Annotated in this window: 14 protein-coding genes; 12 read left to right on the top strand and 2 right to left on the bottom strand. The window is 43.0% G+C overall.

Annotation, left to right across the window (positions count from 1 at the left end):
• Positions 1-13: 13 nt before the first annotated feature.
• From pfkA to AC6IZR_RS07070, 6 genes are all read left to right on the top strand, one after another.
• Positions 14-1,027, top strand: coding sequence for a 6-phosphofructokinase (gene pfkA / locus AC6IZR_RS07095; protein WP_021152956.1), 1,014 nt, complete (start codon positions 14-16; stop codon positions 1,025-1,027).
• Between the two features lie 69 nt (positions 1,028-1,096).
• Positions 1,097-2,602, top strand: a complete 1,506-nt coding sequence (gene pyk / locus AC6IZR_RS07090) for a pyruvate kinase (protein WP_013903352.1) — start codon at positions 1,097-1,099, stop codon at positions 2,600-2,602.
• Between the two features lie 166 nt (positions 2,603-2,768).
• The gene (gene lepB / locus AC6IZR_RS07085; protein WP_003006560.1) at positions 2,769-3,329 is read left to right on the top strand and encodes a signal peptidase I; all 561 of its coding nucleotides are present in this window, start codon (positions 2,769-2,771) and stop codon (positions 3,327-3,329) included.
• Positions 3,330-3,428: 99 nt separating this feature from the next.
• On the top strand, positions 3,429-4,070 hold the full coding sequence (locus AC6IZR_RS07080) for an amino acid ABC transporter permease (protein ID WP_023917742.1): 642 nt from the start codon (positions 3,429-3,431) through the stop codon (positions 4,068-4,070).
• Positions 4,071-4,082: 12 nt separating this feature from the next.
• Positions 4,083-4,712, top strand: a complete 630-nt coding sequence (locus AC6IZR_RS07075) for an amino acid ABC transporter ATP-binding protein (protein WP_497848351.1) — start codon at positions 4,083-4,085, stop codon at positions 4,710-4,712.
• 9 nt (positions 4,713-4,721) lie between these two features.
• A complete protein-coding gene (locus tag AC6IZR_RS07070) occupies positions 4,722-5,549 on the top strand; it encodes an amino acid ABC transporter substrate-binding protein (protein WP_497848350.1) in 828 nt (275 codons plus the stop codon).
• 181 nt (positions 5,550-5,730) lie between these two features.
• Here AC6IZR_RS07070 and AC6IZR_RS07065 read toward each other — a convergent pair whose 3' ends face one another.
• The gene (locus AC6IZR_RS07065) at positions 5,731-6,921 is read right to left on the bottom strand and encodes a cation diffusion facilitator family transporter (protein ID WP_150905788.1); all 1,191 of its coding nucleotides are present in this window, start codon (positions 6,919-6,921) and stop codon (positions 5,731-5,733) included.
• Positions 6,922-7,073: 152 nt separating this feature from the next.
• Here AC6IZR_RS07065 and pcrA point away from each other — a divergent pair, with 152 nt between their 5' ends.
• From pcrA to AC6IZR_RS07050, 3 genes are all read left to right on the top strand, one after another.
• Complete coding sequence (gene pcrA, locus AC6IZR_RS07060) at positions 7,074-9,359, top strand: DNA helicase PcrA (protein WP_497848349.1); 2,286 nt, start codon at positions 7,074-7,076, stop codon at positions 9,357-9,359.
• A 369-nt stretch (positions 9,360-9,728) separates the two neighbouring features.
• Positions 9,729-11,003 (top strand): DUF2130 domain-containing protein, encoded by a 1,275-nt coding sequence (locus tag AC6IZR_RS07055; RefSeq protein ID WP_201037173.1) that lies wholly within the window; start codon positions 9,729-9,731, stop codon positions 11,001-11,003.
• Positions 11,004-11,036: 33 nt separating this feature from the next.
• On the top strand, positions 11,037-11,807 hold the full coding sequence (locus tag AC6IZR_RS07050; RefSeq protein ID WP_497848945.1) for an alpha/beta fold hydrolase: 771 nt from the start codon (positions 11,037-11,039) through the stop codon (positions 11,805-11,807).
• Between the two features lie 31 nt (positions 11,808-11,838).
• On the opposite strand, the gene AC6IZR_RS07045 is transcribed toward AC6IZR_RS07050, so the two are convergent.
• Positions 11,839-13,155, bottom strand: coding sequence for an FAD-containing oxidoreductase (locus tag AC6IZR_RS07045; protein ID WP_497848348.1), 1,317 nt, complete (start codon positions 13,153-13,155; stop codon positions 11,839-11,841).
• Positions 13,156-13,336: 181 nt separating this feature from the next.
• Here AC6IZR_RS07045 and truB point away from each other — a divergent pair, with 181 nt between their 5' ends.
• The 3 genes from truB (at position 13,337) to AC6IZR_RS07030 (ending at position 15,731) form a co-directional block, all read left to right on the top strand.
• Positions 13,337-14,233 carry a tRNA pseudouridine(55) synthase TruB gene (truB, locus tag AC6IZR_RS07040; RefSeq protein WP_497848347.1) on the top strand — a complete coding sequence of 299 codons (897 nt, stop codon included), beginning with the start codon at positions 13,337-13,339 and terminating at the stop codon, positions 14,231-14,233.
• A gap of 4 nt (positions 14,234-14,237) precedes the next feature.
• A complete protein-coding gene (locus AC6IZR_RS07035; protein WP_497848346.1) occupies positions 14,238-15,158 on the top strand; it encodes a bifunctional riboflavin kinase/FAD synthetase in 921 nt (306 codons plus the stop codon).
• A gap of 171 nt (positions 15,159-15,329) precedes the next feature.
• Entirely contained in the window at positions 15,330-15,731 is a 402-nt protein-coding gene (locus tag AC6IZR_RS07030; RefSeq protein ID WP_021152971.1) for a Spx/MgsR family RNA polymerase-binding regulatory protein, read from the top strand.
• Positions 15,732-15,733: the final 2 nt, after the last annotated feature.

The raw sequence follows: 15,733 nt of genomic DNA, 5'->3' as shown, positions 1-15,733 counted from the left end.
AGCAAACAACGAAATGAAACGTATTGCTGTTTTAACTAGTGGTGGAGATGCCCCTGGAATGAACGCTGCCATCCGTGCAGTTGTTCGTCAAGCAATTTCAGAAGGAATGGAAGTTTTCGGTATCTATGATGGATATGCGGGAATGGTTGCTGGTAAAATTCAGCCCCTTGACGCCTCATCTGTTGGAGATATTATTTCCCGTGGTGGTACCTTCCTTCATTCAGCTCGTTACCCTGAATTCGCACAACGCGAAGGTCAATTAAAAGGGATCGAGCAATTGAAGAAACACGGGATCGAAGGTGTTGTCGTTATTGGTGGAGATGGTTCTTACCATGGTGCGATGCGCTTGACTGAGCTTGGATTCCCAGCTGTTGGTCTTCCTGGTACGATCGACAACGATATCGTCGGAACTGACTTTACAATTGGTTTTGATACGGCAGTCACAACTGCAATGGACGCGATCGATAAGATCCGTGATACTTCATCTAGTCACCACCGTACTTTCGTTATCGAAGTGATGGGACGTAACGCTGGAGATATCGCTCTTTGGGCAGGGATTGCATCTGGTGCAGATGAAATCATCATCCCTGAAGAAGGATTCAAGATCGAAGATGTTGTTGAGAGCATCAAAGAAGGTTACGCAAAAGGTCGTACCCACAACATCATTATCTTGGCTGAAGGCGTGATGTCTGCAGATGAATTTGGTAAAGCGTTGAAAGAAGCTGGTGATGAAAGTGACCTTCGTGTGACTGAGCTTGGCCACATCCAACGTGGTGGTTCACCTACTGCGCGTGACCGTGTTCTTGCTTCACGTATGGGAGCACATGCAGTTAAATTGTTGAAACAAGGAATCGGTGGTGTAGCCGTTGGTATCCGTAATGAAAAAATGGTTGAAAACCCAATCCTTGGTAAAGCAGAAGAAGGAGCCCTCTTTAGCTTGACAGAAGATGGTAAGATTGTGGTAAACAATCCACATAAAGCTGATCTTGGTCTTGCCGAGTTGAACCGTAGCTTGTCTTCAATCTAATTTTATTTCATAAATTCGTTAACCTTGTCTTAAAAAGACAGATATATTTAAAAAGGAGTCATATATATCATGAACAAACGTGTAAAAATCGTTGCAACTTTAGGTCCTGCGGTAGAAATCCGTGGCGGTAAAAAATTCGGTGAAGATGGATACTGGGCTGAAAAACTTGACGTTGAAGCTTCAGCACAAAACATTGCTAAATTGATCGAAGCTGGTGCGAACACTTTCCGTTTCAACTTCTCACACGGTGACCACCAAGAACAAGGTGAACGTATGGCGACTGTTAAACGTGCAGAAGAAATCGCTGGTAAAAAAGTTGGTTACCTTCTTGATACAAAAGGTCCTGAAATCCGTACTGAATTGTTCGAAGGCGAAGCTAAAGAATATTCATACAAGACTGGTGAACGTATCCGCGTTGCTACAAAACAAGGTATTAAATCAACTCGTGAAGTGATTGCTTTGAACGTTGCTGGTGCGCTTGACATCTTTGATGACGTTGAAGTTGGACACCAAGTATTGGTTGATGATGGTAAATTGGGTCTTCGCGTTGTAGAAAAAGACGCTGCAAAACGTGAATTCGTTGTTGAAGTTGAAAACGATGGTATCATCGCTAAACAAAAAGGTGTAAACATCCCTAACACTAAGATTCCTTTCCCAGCACTTGCTGAACGCGATAACGACGATATCCGCTTCGGTTTGGAACAAGGTATCAACTTCATCGCAATCTCATTCGTACGTACTGCAAAAGACGTTCAAGAAGTTCGTGCTATCTGTGAAGAAACTGGTAACAGCCACGTTCAATTGTTTGCGAAAATTGAAAACCAACAAGGTATCGAAAACTTGGATGAAATCATCGAAGTTACTGATGGTATCATGATCGCTCGTGGTGACATGGGTATCGAAGTACCATTCGAAATGGTTCCAGTTTACCAAAAAATGATTACTTCTAAAGTAAATGCTGCTGGTAAAGTTGTTATCACTGCAACAAACATGCTTGAAACAATGACTGAAAAACCACGTGCTACACGTTCTGAAGTATCTGACGTCTTCAACGCTGTTATCGATGGTACTGATGCTACAATGCTTTCAGGTGAATCTGCAAACGGTAAATACCCACTTGAATCTGTAGCTACAATGGCGAAAATCGACATGAACGCTCAAACACTTTTGAAAGAATATGGTCGTTTGAATCCAGCTTCATTCGAACGTAACTCTAAGACAGAAGTTATGGCTTCAGCTGTTAAAGATGCTACAAACTCAATGGATATCAAATTGGTTGTAACCTTGACTAAGACAGGTCACACTGCACGTTTGATCTCTAAATACCGTCCAGATGCTGATATCTTGGCATTGACATTTGACGAATTGACAGAACGTGGATTGATGTTGAACTGGGGTGTTATCCCAATGTTGACAGATGCTCCTTCATCAACTGATGATATGTTCGAAATTGCTGAACGTAAAGCAGTTGAAGCTGGTCTTGTTAAATCTGGTGATGATATCGTTATCGTTGCTGGTGTACCAGTTGGAGAAGCTGTTCGTACAAACACAATGCGTATCCGTACAGTACGTTAATAGAAAATTATATCTAAAAGCCTTGCTGGTTGGTCCGAAAGGATCGACCGCGAGGTTTTTTCTTTTTCTTCTGGTGTGTGTTGATAAGAATTCTCACTAATGCTTACTTTCTCTTTTTTAAAGATCAAAAACATGGTATAATAAATAAAAAGGAAGGGAGACATACATGCCAAGGAGAGATTTAATTAGAAATGTCATCATTGTCGGTGTACTGGTTTTGGCACTGATTTTGCTTCGAATCTTTGTATTTCATCCATTTAGTATCAATGATAAAATGGCTAATGCTTCTGTAAAAACTGGAGATCTTGTGGTAGCGACTAGAAATGCTCAGGTAGATCGCAGTGATTTGGTCTTATACAAGGTCGGTGGAAAAGAATACCTTGGACGTGTCATTGCCAAAGAAAACGACGAAGTCAGCTACGTAGATGACGTCCTCTATTTGAATGGACAGGCAACACCAGAACCTTACCTGAATAAAATGCTGAACAAACACCTAGCTGCTCCAACGAGTAATGGGTATTATACGGATGATTTCTTCTTATCAGAGTTAAAAGGGACCAAGGCTGGTCGTGTCCCATCCGATACTTATCTGGTCTTAAATGATAACCGTGGAGATACAGAAGATAGCCGTGAGTTTGGTTATATCCATAAAAATCAGATCGAAGGAGTCGTGAATCTACGTCTCTATCCTCTCAATAAATTTGGATTTATAAAAGTAGAAGAATAGCCGAAAGGCTATTTTTTTTATAAATATCAAAATAAACTAGTTTTTTTTTCATTTTTGTGGTAAGATGTTCATTAAATAATTTTTTAGGAGGAGAATGCTATGCAGTATGCTTTGGAAATTTTACCAAGTTTGTTAAAGGGAGCAAGCCTCACCTTGCAAGTGTTTGCTTTCGTATTGATTTTATCGATTCCGCTAGGAATCGTTGTTGCTTTTTTGCTTCAGTTGCGCTCAAAGATCCTGCATGGACTCCTAACGATTTATATCTGGATCATGCGAGGAACTCCTCTTTTGCTTCAGTTGATCTTTATTTATTACGTCCTTCCAAGTATTGGGATTCGGATTGATCGCTTGCCTGCAGCTATCACAGCCTTCACTCTCAATTATGCAGCCTATTTTGCGGAAATCTTCCGTGGAGGAATTGTCGCCATTCCGACAGGTCAGTATGAGGCGGCCAAGGTCTTAAAATTGAGTTCATGGCAAACAATTCGCTATATCATTTTGCCTCAGGTGGTGAAGATCGTTCTTCCAAGTGTCTTCAATGAAGTCATGTCCTTGATTAAAGACACCTCCTTGGTCTATGCTCTGGGAATTAGTGATTTGATCCTGGCTAGTCGGACGGCAGCCAATCGTGATGCCAGTCTAGCGCCTATGTTTTTGGCGGGAGCTATTTATTTAATCCTCATTGGGATCGTGACCATCATTGCTAAGCGAGTTGAAAAGAACTTTTCATATTATAAATAGGAGGAGAAGCATATGTTAGAATTAAAACAAATTTCGAAACGGTTTGGGGATAAGCAGATCTTATCAGATTTCAATCTTCTCGTTCCTGAAAAACAAATCGTCGCCATTGTTGGTCCTTCTGGGGGAGGAAAGACCACCTTGCTTCGCATGTTAGCTGGTCTTGAAACCATTGACTCAGGTCAGATCATCTACAATGGTGAAAATTTGCCTCTGGATGCCTTAGAAAAACGAAATCTTCTCGGTTTTGTCTTTCAAGACTTTCAATTATTTCCACATTTATCGGTCATGGAAAACCTGATCCTGTCTCCTGTTAATACCATGAATGTGACCAAGGAAGAAGCGAGTAAAAAAGCCATGAGCTTACTGGAGCGTTTGGGACTTGAACAACATGCGGATGCTTATCCATTCTCTCTATCTGGTGGTCAGAAGCAACGGGTGGCATTGGCTCGTGCTACGATGATCGATCCAGAAATTATTGGCTATGATGAGCCGACTTCGGCTTTGGATCCAGAATTGCGATTAGAAGTTGAGAAGTTAATCTTGCAAAACCGTGAACTGGGGATGACTCAGATCGTTGTTACCCATGATATTCCATTTGCAGAAGCAATTGCGGATGTTCTTCTCAAGGTTGAGCCTAGATAGGAGGAGAGGATGAAACGAGTAATACCATGGCTGCTAGGTGTCCTTAGTCTCGCTCTTCTGACTGCCTGTGGACAAACAGTGAGTGATCCTAAAGTGGACAACTGGCAAAAATACCAAAAAGAGCAGTCCATCACGATTGGTTTTGATAATACTTTCGTTCCCATGGGCTTTGAACAAAAAGATGGAACCTATGCGGGTTTTGACATTGATTTGGCCAATCAAGTCTTTGAATCTTATGGGATTCATGTCAACTGGCAACCCATTGATTGGGATATGAAAGAAACGGAACTGAAAAATGGGACCATTGATGCCATCTGGAATGGCTATTCTGCAACAGATGAACGTCGGGAAAGTGTTGCTTTTACCAAGCCCTATATGAAAAATGAACAAGTCTTGGTCACTAAGAAAGCCTCTGGGATCCAATCAGTAGATGGAATGAAAGAGAAACGATTAGGTGCCCAGACCGGATCTTCCGGCTATATGGATTTTGAAGCCAATCCTAAAATCTTGAAAAATAAGGTCAAAAATCAAAAGGCTACCCAATACCAGAGTTTCAACGAGGCGCTGATCGATCTTCAGAATGATCGGATCGATGGCCTCTTAATCGACCGTGTCTATGCCAACTATTATCTGCAAACGGAAGGAATCTTAAAAGACTACAATGTCTTTCCTGTCGGTTTTGAGACAGAATCCTTTGCGGTAGGGGTGCGCAAGGCGGATAAAACCTTGAAGAAAAAAATTGATGAAGCTTTCGTAAAACTCTATCAAAAGGGCCAGTTCCAAAAGATCTCTAAGAAGTGGTTCGGAACGGATGTAGCAACAGACGACATCAAGTAAAAAAGAGAGTGGGACAGAAATCGGTAATTCGTTAGAATTCGATTTCGTCGTCCCACCTCCGCACAGTTGAGTAGGGCTGTAAAAGCTGATGAAATCAGCGTAGTAGAGCCCACTCAACCACTGCGTCTTGCTCGACAATCCAAAAATAATTGAGAGGCTAGGACTTTTGTCCCAGCCTCTTTTAGTCTGTTTTATTAGTAATTTGATGGAAAATCTTTTGCCAAGTTTCGTGGCGACGCCAGAGACTGGTATGGATTTGACCGTCTAGTTCATAGCGTATGAGTTTGGTTTTTTGACTGATGGACTCCAGTTCAAAGTTTTGGAATTGAACTTGGTCGCTTGCGAGAGCCTCTATTAATTCTGCCTTGTTGTGTTCGTGACCGGTATCGTCAATCAAGGTATAATTGTCCGCTAGCAATGTATCAAACTCTTGCTTAGCATAGAGGCGTTTTTCGTAGGTTAAGAGTTTCTTTTCAACGTTTTCGATCAACTCATCCTCAGGAATTGAGCTAGGTTCTACATGGACATCAATGTCAAAGACTCCAAATTCTTCTTTCAGGAGATCCTCGACTTCTTCTGTGATCGCATGGCTTTCATAGACGGAAAGATCGGGATTCATCTCCAAGACAACGTCCAGATAGATATTGCTTCCGTAGGTCCGTCCGCGTTGGTATTTCACACGCGCAATCTTAGGGAGTTTTAAAATAGCTTTTTCGTAATCTTCGAGGAGACTATCGTCAAAGCCATCTGAAAGACTAAAGGAAGATTCCATAAAGATATCGTAGGCTGTTTTGAGGATAAAGAAGGTGATGATGATGGCTACGATTTTATCGACAATTGGATAGTTAAAAGCACTAGCAGCGATCGCGATCGACGTTCCAAGAGATGTGACGACGTCTGAAAGATTGTCTTTTGCGGCTGCTTTTAAGGCTTTAGATTTGGCTCGTTTGGCTAAGCGAAGATTGTAGAAATAAACGCCTAGCATAACAAGGGCTGAAACCACTCCGACACCAGCGCCAAGTGGATCAATGCTAACTGTTTCATTGCTGAAGATCTTTTGGAGGGTATCGCGTAAGACATCAAAACCGACATAAAACATAATGATGGAGGTGACTAGACTAGCTAGATCCTCAATTTTCCAGTGACCAAACTTGTGATCACGGTCAGCAGGTTGGCGAGCGAGACGAATCCCAATGAGCAGGGCAGCATTGCTGATAATATCTGATAAGTTGTTAAATCCATCGGCTACCAAACTAGAGGAGTGAAGCAGATGGCCAGTAGCTAATTTTGCTGAAGAAAGTAGTAAATAGGCTAAAATACTGATGATGGCACCACGTTCGGCCAGTTTTAAGTTACTGTATGGTTTTTCCAAAATTTCCTCCTACAACCTCGGATATGAACCTGTTTTCTTTAAGCTACTATTATATCGTTTTTGGAAGGGAAATTCAAATGAGTCCTTTTTTAAAAGAAGCTAGGCCGGTTTTTGTGGTATAATAGAACGATTGAATGAATGAGGAGTATGAGATGAATCCTTTATTGAATGGTATGAATGATCGCCAAGCAGAGGCGGTCCAAACGACAGAAGGTCCCCTCTTGATCATGGCGGGGGCTGGTTCTGGTAAGACACGTGTCTTGACCCACCGCATCGCTTACTTGATCGATGAAAAAATGGTCAATCCTTGGAATATTTTGGCCATTACCTTTACCAATAAAGCTGCTCGGGAGATGAAGGAGCGGGCTTATCAGTTGAATCCAGCCACCCAAGACTGCTTGATTGCCACCTTCCACTCCATGTGTGTGCGTATCCTCCGTAGAGATGCGGATCACATTGGCTACAATCGCAATTTTACCATTGTCGATCCAGGTGAGCAACGGACCTTGATGAAGCGGATCTTGAAGTCCTTGAATTTGGATCCAAAAAAATGGAATGAACGGACCATTTTGGGGACTATTTCCAATGCCAAAAATGACTTGATCGATGAAGTGGCCTATGCCGCCCAGGCTGGAGATATGTATACCCAGATCGTCGCTAAGTGTTATGAGGCTTATCAAAAGGAACTCCGGCAGTCAGAAGCGGTAGACTTTGATGATTTGATCATGCTGACCCTGCGTCTCTTTGATCAGCATCCAGATGTACTGACCTACTACCAGCAGAAGTTCCAATACATCCATGTGGATGAGTACCAAGATACCAACCATGCTCAATACCAATTGGTCAAACTCTTGGCTTCTCGCTTTAAAAATATCTGTGTTGTTGGGGATGCGGACCAGTCTATTTATGGTTGGCGGGGAGCGGATATGCAGAATATCCTGGACTTTGAAAAGGATTATCCTGACGCCAAGGTCGTTTTGTTGGAGGAAAATTATCGTTCCACTAAAACCATCCTGCAAGCTGCCAATGATGTCATTAAAAACAATCGCCACCGCCGTCCGAAGAATCTCTGGACACAAAATGAAGACGGGGAAGAGATTGTCTATTACCGGGCTAATGACGAGCAGGATGAAGCGGTCTTTGTTGCTAAAACGATTGAAGAGCTGAGTCGCGAAGCTGGCTACAAGCACCGTGATTTTGCTGTTCTCTACCGGACCAATGCCCAGTCACGGACCATTGAAGAATCGCTGCTCAAATCCAACATTCCCTACACCATGGTAGGGGGCACCAAGTTCTACAGCCGGAAGGAAATTCGGGATGTTATTGCTTATCTGAACTTGATTGCCAACCTCAGTGACAATATCAGTTTTGAGCGCATCATCAATGAACCTAAGCGTGGAATCGGGCCAGGTACAGTGGATAAGATTCGTGACTTTGCTCAAATGCAAGAGTCTTCACTCCTGGATGCTTCAGCCAATATCATGCTCTCAGGCATCAAAGGAAAGGCAGCCCAAGCCATCTGGGACTTTGCCAATCTCATTCTTGATTTAAGAGAAAGATTGGACCAGCTGACCATTACAGAGTTGGTCGAAGAGGTCCTTGACAAGACAGGTTACATGACGGCCCTAACCAATCAGAGAAATTTGGAAAGTCAGGCCCGCATCGAGAATATCCAAGAGTTCCTGTCTGTTACCAAGAATTTTGATGAAAATGGTGAGACCGTCGAAGACGAATCGGGTGTGGAAACCTTGAGCCGTTTCTTGAACGATTTGGCTTTGATTGCCGATACAGACGATGGGGCTCAAGAAACTTCAGAAGTCACCTTGATGACCCTTCACGCGGCTAAAGGATTGGAGTTTCCAGTCGTCTTCTTGATTGGAATGGAAGAAAATGTCTTTCCTCTTAGTCGTGCGGCTGAGGATCCAGATGAGTTGGAAGAAGAACGTCGTCTGGCTTATGTGGGGATCACGCGGGCAGAGAAGGTTCTCTTCTTGACTAATGCCAATTCACGTTTGCTCTTTGGACGGACCAGCTACAACCGTCCGACGCGTTTTATCAATGAAATTAGCTCGGATTTATTGACCTACCAGGGCTTGGCCCGTCCAGTCAACACTAGCTTTAAGGCTTCTTATAGCAATGGAGGCGGAACGACCTTTGGAAAAGGCATGAGCCTGTCGCAAGCCCTTCAAGAGCGCAAGAGACAAGCAGCCCCAAGTGCTCTCACGTCATCAAGTCTCCCCTTTGGCAATAGCAACCGAGCGGGTGCCAAAGAAAGTGTCGCTTGGACCATTGGCGACATTGCCATTCACAAGAAGTGGGGCGAAGGGACTGTCCTAGAGGTCTCTGGTAGTGGCAATACCCAAGAGCTCAAGATCAACTTCCCAGAAGTGGGTCTCAAAAAACTCTTGGCTAGTGTCGCGCCAATTGAGAAGAAATAAGTCGAGATCAGGAAGCGAAGTTCACTGTTTCAGATTATAAACAAGCAACCTCTATTCAGAGATCTTAAGTTATTACTGAATGAGACTATTGAAAAAGGATATTTTGGAACTAGTTCAAAATAGATTGAGACTTTTCGCCGTGAGGAAAGCACCAGAAACGCATTGGTTTCTGGTGCTCGGTAGATTTGAGACGCAAGGCTCAAATCTAAGGTATGGAATCCCAAAGGGAGTCGCTACCGTCCGTCCTCACTTAAGGAAAGTCTCTATAAAAAAATGAATATTTACTTAAAACCAGCAAGCCTCGTTTGCTGGTTTTGATTTTACTGGTGGCATGATATAATATACTAAGAATAGAGAAAGAGGCATACTATGAACGAAATCAAGTGCCCCAACTGTGGGGAAGTCTTTACAGTCAACGAAAGTCAATACAGCGAACTCTTGTCACAGGTACGGACAGCAGAGTTTGACAAGGAAATTCATGAGCGAATTCGGCAAGAGTTGGCTTTAGCAGAGCAAAAGGCCCTTAATGAGCAGCAAGAGAAGTTAGCAAAGAAGGATCAAGAAATTGCTCAGTTACAAAACCAGATTCAACAGTTTGATACTGAAAAAGAATTGGCTAAAAAAGAGGTGGAGCAAACAGCTAGCCAAAGCCTGCTAGAGAAAGAAAAAGAAGTGCAAGCACTGGAGAATCAGTTGGCCACCTTGCGCTTGGAACATGAAAATCAGCTGCAAAAGACGCTTTCTAATTTGGAGAAGGAGCGTGATCAGGTACAAAACCAATTGCTCCTTCAAGAGAAGGAAAATGAACTGTCCCTAGCTTCTGTCAAGCAAAACTACGAAGCCCAGCTAAAGGCAGCCAATGAACAGGTCGAGTTTTACAAGAATTTTAAGGCCCAACAATCAACCAAGGCCATTGGGGAAAGCTTGGAGCAGTATGCGGAAAGTGAATTCAACAAGGTTCGCAGTTTTGCCTTCCCAAATGCCTATTTTGAAAAGGACAATAAGGTCTCTGCACGTGGGTCTAAAGGCGACTTTATTTTCCGCGAGTGCGATGAAAATGGGGTGGAGATTATCTCCATCATGTTTGAGATGAAGAATGAAGCCGACGGGACAGAGAAGAAGCATAAGAATGCCGATTTCTACAAGGAATTGGACAAGGACCGTCGGGAAAAGAACTGTGAGTATGCCGTTTTAGTAACCATGCTTGAGGCAGATAATGACTACTTTAACACAGGGATTGTCGATGTTAGCCACGAGTATGAGAAGATGTATGTGGTCCGTCCTCAGTTCTTTATCCAGATCATTGGGCTCCTGCGCAATGCGGCCCTCAATTCCCTTAAATACAAGCAGGAATTGGCGCTTGTCCGTGAACAAAATATTGATATTACCCACTTTGAAGAGGACCTAGATGCCTTTAAAGTAGCCTTTGCTAAGAACTACAATTCGGCTTCTGTCAACTTTGGCAAGGCTATCGATGAAATCGACAAAGCCATCAAGCGGATGGAAGAAGTCAAGAAATTCCTCACCACATCAGAAAACCAACTTCGCCTCGCTAACAACAAGTTGGATGATGTTTCCGTTAAAAAATTGACTCGGAAAAATCCAACCATGAAAGCTAAGTTTGATGCTCTGAAAGGAGAATAATCTTTGTATTCAGCTAAGAACGCTACCTTGTCCATGAATGGGAAAACCATGGACTATGTGATATTTGGAAAAGGAAAGGACGCTCTAGTAATTATACCAGGCTTGGGGGATGGGTTGCAGACCGTTAAAGGAAAGGCACAGCTCTTTTCTCTCTCGTATCGTCTACTTGCTAAGCGATATAAGATCTATGTTTTTTCTCGAATCAATGAGTTGAGACAGGGCTATACGACGCGGGATATGGCAGCAGATGTAGCAGAAGCAATGGAGACACTAAACCTAGATACCGCTTATGTTATGGGGATTTCACAAGGTGGAATGATTGCCCAATGGTTGGTGGCGGATTTCCCTGAAAAGGTACAAAAGATCATTTTAGCTGTGACCACTGCAAAACCTAGTCAACTTGCTAGAGAACGAATTGAGCATTGGCAAAAACTTAGTCAATCTGGAAATTTTAAGCATCTCATGCTGGATATTGCAAAGCATTCCTATACGCAAAAGAGCTATCAAAAGTGGCGGTTGCTTTATAATATTATGGGTCGCTTGGGGCGAATCAAAGATGAAAATAGAATAGCCATTCAGTCTCAGTCTTGCCTGGAACATAATAGTCGTGAGGTCTTAAAGGAAATTCAGTGTCCAACCTTTGTCCTTGGTGCGCTTGAAGATGATGTGATTGGTGTGGACGGATCCAAGGAACTGGCAAAAGCGATTTCGGATTGTCAACTCCTCATTCTTAAGCATTCTGGGCATGCTCTTTATGAAGAAAATAAAGCATTTCAAGAGGCTGTCTGTGGATTCTTAAACTAAAAAACGCTGGAAAAATTTCCAGCGTTTTTAGTTAAATCGCAAAGAGATCGTTTAGGTTTTCTGCCATGGTTGGGTGGGTAAAGATTTGTTGTGCGATGTAAGTATAAGGGATCTTGTTGTCCATCGCCATGGTGATCAGATTGATGATTTCGCCTGCAGCTTCTCCAAAGAGCGTCACTCCAAGAATTTCTTTAGTTTCTGGGTTGACCACGGCTTTGAAGGCCCCTCGAAGGTCTGCATTGACGTGTCCACGAGGCATGGCAGCAACTGGCAATTCTTTAACAGCAACTGGAAGTCCTTTGTCACGTGCTTCTTGCTCGGTCAAGCCGACTTGGGCAAGTGGAGGAGCAATAAAGAGTGTTGTCGCATAATTTCTACGAGTTTCAAGATTGTAGCTACCATCGCCTGTAAGATAGTTGAAGACGATGCGGAAGTCATCGAGTGACATGTAGGTGAATTGAGGACCACCATTGACATCCCCAACTGCAAAGACACCAGGGACGCTGGTTTCCAAATGACGGTTGACTTGGATCGCTCCACGATCAGTGACTTGGATATCTGTGTTTTCAAGACCAAGTCCAGCTGTGTTTGGTTTACGTCCTGTTGCGTAGAGAAGGATATCAAACTCGAAGTCTCCCTTATCTGTGACAACCGTTAAGCTGTTTTGGCCATCTTTGATTTCTTGGGTATGAACGCCTTGCAAGAATTGAATACCGTCTTCTTCAAGGTAGCCTTTTGCAAGAGCTGCAATGCTGGGCTCGATCCGTGGCAAGAATGTTTCAGAAGCATCCAATACCGTTACTTGGCTGCCCAAGGTATTATAGAGATGAGCAAATTCCAATCCGATAGGTCCACCGCCAAGGACGCCGAGGCGTTTAGGTAGGTTTTCCAAACGTTGAATGCCGGTCGAATCCACAGCAAATTTGCTTTCAGCTAATCCTGGGATTGGAAGAATAGTTGGCACAGCACCAGTATTAATAATAATGGTTTCAGCTGTCAATTCTTCCTTTTCATCTCCAGCTTGAATTTCGATGACCTTGTTAGAAACGAAACGAGCTGTCGCGTCGATAATATCTACACCAGTTCCAGCAATAGTTGCATAGTTCTTGCCGTTGAGACGAGTAGTGACTGCATTTTTCTCATTCATGGCTTGCTCAAAATCCAAGCCTTTTTCTGCTGCAACAATCAAGGTCTTGGTTGGAATACAAGCGATATTGATACAAGTACCACCATACATAGACTTGCTCTTTTCAATCAGAGCAACTTTTTTTCCTTGGCTTGATAATTTCGCTGCGAGTGTTTTACCAGCTTTACCAAATCCAATCACAATAACATCATACATTAACATATGTTACACCTTCTTTCGATTTCTATTGTATCAAACCCGTTTTAAAAAGTCTGAAATCTGCTACGGGATTTTTTAGGAGGTCATGGGAAGGGGGAAAGAGGGACAAAAAGTTTTGTTTCATGGTATAATGAAGGGTCGGTAGCCCGGATGGTCACACAAACAGTTAGAAAGAGCAAATCAGATGGACGGAATTATCAATGTAAAAAAAGAAGCAGGCATGACCTCACATGATGTGGTTTTTAAACTGCGAAAAATCCTGGGAACTAAGAAGATCGGCCATGGGGGAACGCTGGATCCGGATGTGGTGGGAGTGCTTCCGATTGCAGTTGGCAAGGCGACCCGGATGGTCGAATTCATGCAAGATGAAGGCAAGGTCTATGAGGGAGAAATCACTTTAGGATTTTCTACCACGACGGAGGATGCCAGTGGGGAAGTCATAGAGCGGACCCCAGTGGAAGCCCCTTTAGATGCAGAAGAGGTGGACCGCATGATTGCCCAAATGGTGGGAGAAATCGAGCAAGTACCACCTATGTATTCAGCAGTCAAGGTCAATGGACGTAAGCTCTATGAATATGCGCGGGCAGGAGAAGAAGTGGAACGCCCTGTCCGACAAGTAACCATTTATGAATTCACGCGCACCAGTAAGATTAGCTATGAAGAAAGTCTAGCCCGTTTTCGTTTCCGAGTCAAATGCAGCAAGGGCACCTATATCCGGACCTTGTCGGTGGACCTTGGTCAAAAACTGGGCTACGCCGCCCATATGTCTCATCTGACACGAACCAGTGCTGCCGGTTTGTCACTGGATGATGCCCTGACCCTGGAAGAGGTTGCTGAAAAAGTAGGGCAAGAAGATTTGAGCTTCCTTCACCCACTTGAAATTGGCACCGGGGATCTTGAAAAAGTAGAGCTGACAGTCGAAGAGGTTGGCGAAGTCCAAGTGGGACGCTTTATTCCTGTTGAGAGTGAAGCCAGAGAGTTAGCTGCTTTTTACCAAGGGAAATTGGTAGCCATTTTAGAAAAAAGAGAAGAACTTTACAAACCTCGAAAAGTTTTTCTAACAGAAAGTGTGTTACAATAAATTCATGAATATTCGTACGATAACTACTGCTAACCAGATCCATTTGGAGAATGAGACAGTTTTGGTTCTGGGCTACTTTGATGGCCTGCATCTGGGGCATCAAGAACTCTTTAAAAAGGCGCGTCAGATAGCAGGTGAAAAAGGCTTGAAGGTCGCTTTGTTAACCTTTCCTGAATCTCCTAAGTTAGCCTTTGTTCGCTACCAACCAGAATTACTGCTTCATTTGCAGAGCCCTGAGGATCGGTTCCAAAAATTAAACGAATTAGGAGTGGATGAGCTCTTTCTCATTGATTTTACGACCGATTTTGCTTCTAAAACAGCCAAAGAATTTGTCGACCAATTTGTCAAAGCCTTGAGAGCTCGGGTCTTAATTGCTGGATTTGATTATAGTTTTGGCTCTGATAAGAAAACTGCCTCTGACTTAGCTACTTATTTTGATGGGCAAGTGGAAGTCATTTCTCCTGTATTGGATCAGGGGGAAAAGATTAGTTCGACCCGCATTCGTCAAGCTGTCCTAGAAGGACGCGTCAAAGAAGCTGCCCGTCTACTTGGCCACCCTTTATCTAGTCGGGGAATCGTCGTGCATGGGGATGCGCGTGGCCGAACCATTGGCTATCCTACTGCCAATTTAGCGCAAATTGATCGGACCTATCTACCATCAGATGGGGTTTATGTAGTTGATGTTGATTTTAAAGGGCAGATCTATCGAGGCATGGCTTCTGTCGGAAAAAATGTCACCTTTGATGGAAAAGAGCTTCGTTTCGAAGTCAATCTCTTTGATTTTTCTGGAGATATTTATGGCCATACTTTGACCATTCATTGGTTGGATAAGATACGAGAAATGGTCAAATTCGATGGGATCGATCAACTAGTGGCTCAATTGAAAGAAGATGAAGCAATTTCACGAAACTGGACCAAGGATTAGGAGCTTACCTAATCCTTTTTTCTAGCTTTTTCTTGGAAAAAATGAAAGGGATTTCTTTTTTTCGCTGAAATTTAGAAAAATCGTCGAGAAATCAAAAAAGCGCTTTTCAAGCACCTAATTTTTTTGTATAATAGAGTCAGATAGTTATATATAAAAAAAGAAGTGAACCACATGATTACATTATTTTTATCGCCGAGTTGTACATCATGTCGAAAAGCTCGGGCTTGGTTAAAAAAGCACGATGTTCCATTTAAAGAACACAATATTATGACAAGTCCTTTGAGCAAACAGGAGTTGACAAGTATATTGGCCTTGACCGAAAACGGAACAGACGACATTATTTCAACTCGTTCAAAAATTTTTCAAAAATTGGATGTTGATGTTGAAGATTTATCGATTTCAGCCTTGATCCGTCTGATTGAGGAAAATCCAAGTCTCTTGCGGAGACCGATTATTTTAGATAACAAACGCATGCAGATTGGCTTTAACGAAGATGAAATTCGGGCCTTCTTGCCACGGAGTTATCGCAAACAAGAGTTACGCTCTGCCACTCTAAGAGCAGAAATAAACTAAGA

The organism is Streptococcus mobilis (assembly GCF_059727625.1).
The sequence above is the reverse complement of the archived record's forward strand: the minus strand, read 5'-3'. Positions and strand labels throughout refer to the sequence as shown.

Bases quoted from the DNA above. Each gene is read 5' to 3' on its own strand.
- AC6IZR_RS07055 (WP_201037173.1), top strand. From the start codon at position 9,729: ATGAACGAAATCAAGTGCCCCAACTGTGGGGAAGTCTTTACAGTCAAC.
- lepB (WP_003006560.1), top strand. From the start codon at position 2,769: ATGCCAAGGAGAGATTTAATTAGAAATGTCATCATTGTCGGTGTACTG.
- AC6IZR_RS07080 (WP_023917742.1), top strand. From the start codon at position 3,429: ATGCAGTATGCTTTGGAAATTTTACCAAGTTTGTTAAAGGGAGCAAGC.
- AC6IZR_RS07075 (WP_497848351.1), top strand. From the start codon at position 4,083: ATGTTAGAATTAAAACAAATTTCGAAACGGTTTGGGGATAAGCAGATC.
- AC6IZR_RS07030 (WP_021152971.1), top strand. From the start codon at position 15,330: ATGATTACATTATTTTTATCGCCGAGTTGTACATCATGTCGAAAAGCT.
- AC6IZR_RS07070 (WP_497848350.1), top strand. From the start codon at position 4,722: ATGAAACGAGTAATACCATGGCTGCTAGGTGTCCTTAGTCTCGCTCTT.
- AC6IZR_RS07050 (WP_497848945.1), top strand. From the start codon at position 11,037: ATGAATGGGAAAACCATGGACTATGTGATATTTGGAAAAGGAAAGGAC.
- AC6IZR_RS07045 (WP_497848348.1), bottom strand. From the start codon at position 13,155: ATGTTAATGTATGATGTTATTGTGATTGGATTTGGTAAAGCTGGTAAA.
- pcrA (WP_497848349.1), top strand. From the start codon at position 7,074: ATGAATCCTTTATTGAATGGTATGAATGATCGCCAAGCAGAGGCGGTC.
- pfkA (WP_021152956.1), top strand. From the start codon at position 14: ATGAAACGTATTGCTGTTTTAACTAGTGGTGGAGATGCCCCTGGAATG.
- truB (WP_497848347.1), top strand. From the start codon at position 13,337: ATGGACGGAATTATCAATGTAAAAAAAGAAGCAGGCATGACCTCACAT.
- pyk (WP_013903352.1), top strand. From the start codon at position 1,097: ATGAACAAACGTGTAAAAATCGTTGCAACTTTAGGTCCTGCGGTAGAA.
- AC6IZR_RS07035 (WP_497848346.1), top strand. From the start codon at position 14,238: ATGAATATTCGTACGATAACTACTGCTAACCAGATCCATTTGGAGAAT.